Origin of the sequence: Bartonella rattimassiliensis 15908 (assembly GCF_000278215.1) — a bacterium.
Classification (GTDB): domain Bacteria; phylum Pseudomonadota; class Alphaproteobacteria; order Rhizobiales; family Rhizobiaceae; genus Bartonella; species Bartonella rattimassiliensis.
On the sequence record NZ_JH725064.1, the window covers coordinates 127,095 to 132,480 of the forward strand.

At 39.3% G+C, this 5,386-nt stretch carries 5 protein-coding genes and 1 pseudogene; 1 reads left to right on the forward strand and 5 read right to left on the reverse strand.

Annotation, left to right across the window (positions count from 1 at the left end; translation table 11 throughout):
• From MCY_RS09590 to MCY_RS00495, 3 genes and pseudogenes are all read right to left on the reverse strand, one after another.
• Window positions 1–207: pseudogene (locus MCY_RS09590) on the reverse strand (tol-pal system protein); the annotation flags it as partial.
• 52 nt (window positions 208–259) lie between these two features.
• Complete coding sequence (gene pal, locus MCY_RS00490) at window positions 260–766, reverse strand: peptidoglycan-associated lipoprotein Pal (protein ID WP_007346406.1); 507 nt, start codon at window positions 764–766, stop codon at window positions 260–262.
• Window positions 767–977: 211 nt separating this feature from the next.
• On the reverse strand, window positions 978–1,673 hold the full coding sequence (locus tag MCY_RS00495; RefSeq protein WP_007346407.1) for a DUF1013 domain-containing protein: 696 nt from the start codon (window positions 1,671–1,673) through the stop codon (window positions 978–980).
• A gap of 368 nt (window positions 1,674–2,041) precedes the next feature.
• On the opposite strand from MCY_RS00495, the gene MCY_RS00500 reads away from it, so the two are divergent.
• Window positions 2,042–2,788 (forward strand): YebC/PmpR family DNA-binding transcriptional regulator, encoded by a 747-nt coding sequence (locus MCY_RS00500; protein ID WP_007346408.1) that lies wholly within the window; start codon window positions 2,042–2,044, stop codon window positions 2,786–2,788.
• Window positions 2,789–3,220: 432 nt separating this feature from the next.
• Here MCY_RS00500 and tolB read toward each other — a convergent pair whose 3' ends face one another.
• Both tolB and MCY_RS00510 read right to left on the reverse strand, forming a co-directional pair.
• On the reverse strand, window positions 3,221–4,543 hold the full coding sequence (tolB, locus tag MCY_RS00505; RefSeq protein ID WP_193352222.1) for a Tol-Pal system beta propeller repeat protein TolB: 1,323 nt from the start codon (window positions 4,541–4,543) through the stop codon (window positions 3,221–3,223).
• 43 nt (window positions 4,544–4,586) lie between these two features.
• Window positions 4,587–5,386, reverse strand: an 800-nt coding sequence (locus MCY_RS00510) for a hypothetical protein (RefSeq protein WP_007346410.1), incomplete at its 5' end; no start/stop codon positions are given.

The following is a 5,386-nucleotide window of genomic DNA, read 5'->3' on the forward strand; positions in this document are numbered from 1 at the left end:
TTGCTTCACCGCATCAGAAGCTGCTTTATCGGCAGCATCAGGGGTTTGCTTCACCGCATCAGAAGCTGCTTTATCGGCAGCATCAACTTTATCCGTCTGTGCAGAATATTCAGAAGCCTTTCGCGCCGCACTTTGAGCAAAAGACACTGAACAAGCCATTAAAACCGCCATATAAAAGATAGTTTTCCAATTGATTTTACGATACATTCTTTTCTTCCCTTAAGAGTTCATTGAATGATTAAAAAAAATAATTTTCTTTTTAATGACTATTCATGTTACTCAACGTTGTAACAGCACGTCGATTTTGATTCCAACAAGAGATATCATCACAGACTGCTACAGGCCTTTCTTTTCCATAAGAAATTGTTTGAATTCGTTGCGCAGACACACCTAGAGATACTAAATAGTTTCGCACAGCAACAGCACGACGCTGTCCAAGTGCCAAGTTATATTCACGTGTTCCCCTCTCATCAGCATGCCCTTCGATCATAATAGAATAATAAGGATAATGAAGCAACCATTCTGCTTGGCGCATTAAAATACGTTCAGCATCCGCATCAAGTGAAGAAGAATCGAGACTAAAAAACACGCGATCACCTACATTAATCGTAAATTCTTGTCCTAAACCTGATAGTGCCTGATTAAAACCAGCACCATTCATACCATTAAGTACACCGACATTTTTTTTACCACACCCTACCAAGCACAATGAGAAAAAAAAGATGATAGCGAAAGAATGAAAAAAAGTGTTGTTGGTAGAGCGCATAATCCTGTTTCTCCTTGAGTTTCTTAAAGAAGGACAAATCCTTAGAATAATTTTAAGAATAATCGTTAATTCCTAATGAAGAGAAAATTTTTTCTGTTTTTTGTCATTTTTTTTGAGTTTCTACCAATTTCTTAGCCTTATAACCATGATTTTCTCGAACATTCTTATGAGAAATTCCCGTGAAAAATATTACACTGATAAGCCATGCTATTTAGGCATCCTCTTGATCTTGACGTTTTTTTTGCAATGCATTCAGCTTTGCAAAAACTTTATCAGCATCAAAAGTCTTGTGTGGATTTTCTTCACTCTCATTTTCCTCTAGAACAGCGTTTTCCGTCACGGAAGCAGGAAGTAATGACCTATCTTCTTCTGCAACAACAGGGCGATTCTTCGCTGCACGCTGAAGTTCCAAATCTAAATCGATTTGCGAACACAATCCAAGTCCTACAGGATCAAGAGGCACCAAATTAGCACTATTCCAATGAGTTCTAAGGCGGATTTGTTCAATTGTTGATTTTGTTGTCCCAATCAAGCGTGCAATTTGCGCATCTTTCAACTCGGGATGGTTTGTGACTAACCATAGAATACCATTGGGACGATCTTGCCGTCGAGAAAGAGGAATATAGCGCGCTCCTTTGCGTTTTTTTTCAGGAATGTGCACTCTAGATTGAGAAATTTTCAAGCGTGCGTTTTGATCTGCCTCCACGCGTGCAATTTCACTACGTGTCAATTGCCCAGAACTGATTGGATCTAAACCTTTAATACCATAAGCTGCCTCACCATCGGCAATAGCTTTTACTTCCAAGACATGCAATTTACAAAATTCTGCAATCTGCTCAAAAGAAAGAGCTGTATTATCAACCAACCAAACAGCTGTTGCTTTGGGCATCAAAAGTTGCGTTGCCATTTTTATAAATCCTCTTCTGCGCCTCTTTTATGAGGCAATTTACCGCCTACTCAAGGGCACTGGAACTTTTTATATCCCAGTTTTTCTCCCCTCACTCTTAAAATTAATAGAGAGACATGGAATAAACCATTTTGCCATGAGACTATATTTTGTTATAGCGTGATTTTTGCTCAACGACAAGAGATCTCTCTTGTAATGATTCTCAATAGGATATCTTTACCTTTAAGATGAATTTTCTTATAAAGACTCTATTCTATTATTTCACCTCATGCTGTGGCACAATTGTTCTGGTGGGATACATATTTTATCGCCTTAAATTGTAAAGAGTATCCAACTGGAAAGAAAGCCCTCAAACAGGAAGGAAAACTATGGCAGGCCATTCACAATTTAAAAATATTATGCACCGTAAAGGGCGTCAAGATGCAATGCGCTCGAAAATATTTTCTAAGCTTGCACGCGAAATTACCGTAGCAGCAAAACAAGGTGCTCCTGATCCAGCCATGAATCCACGTTTAAGACTCGCTGTCCAAAATGCCAAGGCACAGTCGATGCCGAAAGATAATATTGAACGCGCAATTAAAAAAGCCTCAGGCACCGATGTCGAAAATTATGATGAAGTGCGCTACGAAGGCTATGGCCCAGGTGGTGTTGCGGTCATTGTCGAAGCTTTGACCGATAACCGCAATCGCACCGCTTCAAACGTGCGCGCCGCCTTCACCAAATCAGGAGGAGCCTTAGGGGAAACAGGTTCTGTAAGCTTCATGTTTAATCGAATTGGTGAAATAATCTATAAGCCAGAAGCAGGAACAACAGACAATATCATGGATGCAGCAATTGAAGCTGGTGCTGAAGATGTACAATCAGAAGAAACCGGACATCATATTACCTGCGCCTTTGAAGACCTTGGTGAAGTTTCAAAAACACTTGAAGCAAAACTTGGTGAAGCAGAATCGATTAAAACGATTTGGAAAGCCACCACCCTTGCACCAATAGATGAAGAAAAAGCTTTATCTGTTTTACGACTGATTTCAACATTAGAAGAAGATGATGATGTGCAAAATGTTTATGCTAATTTTGATGTCAGCGATGAGGTTTTGGCAAAATTGTCTGTATAGCTCCCACCATGCGCATACGCACTCACTTCATTCATGAGGAACTCAAAAGCATCCGTCATTCCTCTTTTTTATCCGCATATATAAAAGCCCCGCATCAATAGCGGGGTGAACAATTGGTGCAATAAACAAACCACACTCAATCGCAGAAAATATAACCGATTGTAGAAATAAAAAAACATTGCAAAAAACAAGCATTCTTGAATTTTCAAATACTTCTTATAATAAAATACACAAAAGTCTTATGGCATCCGCTTCATTGCGTACCCTAAGGAACATCCGCCAAGAAAATTCGATTATCGATAAACGACCATAGATGTTGGATGAAAATTACATAATCTCTCCATCATCGATATAATAAATCCCCTCTCACAAATGATTAGAGACAATTGAAACGAAGTAAACCGTTTTCTCCATATATTTTTATCAAGCATTTTATTGTATATTGAGCAATGGGGACCATGCTGGATCAGAAGCATCATTGGGTGTAGGTAATTGACGTTCATTGCGTCCTGTAATGTCGATGGTATAAATTTTAGGTCCCATACCCGGATTTTTGCGAAAGAACATCAGCACACGACCATTTGGCGCCCATGTTGGTCCTTCATTATGAAACCCAGTTGTTAAAATTCGCTCTCCTTGTCCATCAGGGTGCATAACACCGATAGAAAATTGTCCACCTAATTGTTTTGTAAAAGCGATATAGTCACCACGTGGTGACCAAATAGGTGTAGAATAACTTCCCTCATTTGAAGAGATACGCTGAATATCGCTCCCATCCGCATTCATTTTATAGATTTGTGGCTTTCCGCTGCGATCTGAAGAAAAGACGATTTGTTTTCCATCCGGTGAATAAGAAGCAGATGTATCAATAGCGGAAGTTGTCGTAAGCCGTGTCATCATACGGGTCCGTAAATCCATGGTGTAAAGATTTGCACTACCATCATTTTGCAATAAACTCATGATAACTTTTTGTCCATCAGAAGAAAAACGTGGAGCAATTGTCATATTATGAAACGTTCCAATTAACTCTCTTTGTCCCATTTCAATTTGTTGGAGATAAACATGAGGCACTTGATTATCCTCATAGGCCATATAGGTCATTTCTTGTCTTTTTGGTGAAAACCGTGGGGTAAGCACCAATTCGCTTCCATCGGACATATAAATCAAATTTGCTCCATCTTGATCCATCATTGCTAAGCGTTTAATGCGTGCATTTTGGGGACCTGTTTCATCGATAAAAACAATTCTTGTATCAAAATAACCACTTTCTCCTGTCATCTCACTATAGATCTCATCTGCAATCATATGAGCCACACGTCGCCAACGTTCTGTAGCGGTATAGAAGCGGCGTCCTTTCAGTTGTCGCTGTCCAAAGACATCCCATAAACGAAAATCGACTCTCAATCGTCCATCAGATTCTCTGATAACTTGTCCGGTAACCAAACCTTGCGCTTTTATTTTTTCCCAATGAGAAAAATTTGGTTGTTTGTTTGGATTAGAGATTTTTTCAAAAAAAATTGTTTTATCAATGGGCATAAAAAGTCCCGATCTTTCAAGATCCGCTGTCACCACGGCTGTTATTTTGGATCCAATTGAATCATGAGAAATAAAATCTGTAATTGCAATGGGAATGGGATTAAAATCAGCACTTAAAATAGTTCCTTTTAATTGTGCATGAACTGATGAAAAACTCGAAACCCACAAACCGCAAGTAACCATAAACCAAGGAAAAAATTTACGTCTCGCTATAGCCATCATAGAATATTTCCTTTCGTTAAGAGAATAATATCTTTGTATTTCATCGTGTTATTTCTTGAAAGGGATCAATATTAAAATCGAAGCCCTGTCCCCACAAATCATACTGATCACGTGGAAGATCTACATAAGGTTGGCATGAAAAAACGGCTGCATACACCTGTCTTATCATAATGGCTTGCTGACTCTGCGCCCCCCCTAAAGGATCAATGATCGGATCTCCTATAACCACCCCTTCACGGTCTAGGTAGAATCGCAAACGTACAATTGGACGGTTTTTTAAATCACCACCAAGCGCCACAAGTCTAAGCTTCTGTTGAATACAACCTCCGACAATATTGACCAATGTTTGCGCCATTTTTGTGGTATCGCCAATATTTTTTCTTGCTCCTAAGGCTTCTGGTGTATCAGAACGTTTTGCGCCTCCTCCTTGGGTGCGTGCACGATTAAGCAAATTATTTTCTTCCTCAGCCAAAATATCTTCAATAGACTTTTCAACCCGTTGGTGATTTTTCTTTTTTTCAGCTTGCACATTTTGTGGAGCAGATTTTTTAGCAGGTTTTGGTTTAAAATGCAGAAAAAAAGATTTATCTGGTAATGTAATTTGAGGGGATTTTTGACGTTCTGGTGTTTTCTCTACAGACATTTTTTCTACCCTCGAAGTCAATTTTTGTGACGATATCACTTTTTCATTTTTACGCGTCTCTAAAAGAGTTTCTGGCACAATCTTTGAAGGTGTCTCTGGTGCCGGCTCTAAAGGCATCTGCGGCATAACCTCTGAAGATGTTTCTGGTGTCGGCTCTAAAGGCATCTGCGGCATAACCTCTGAAGATGTTTCTGGTG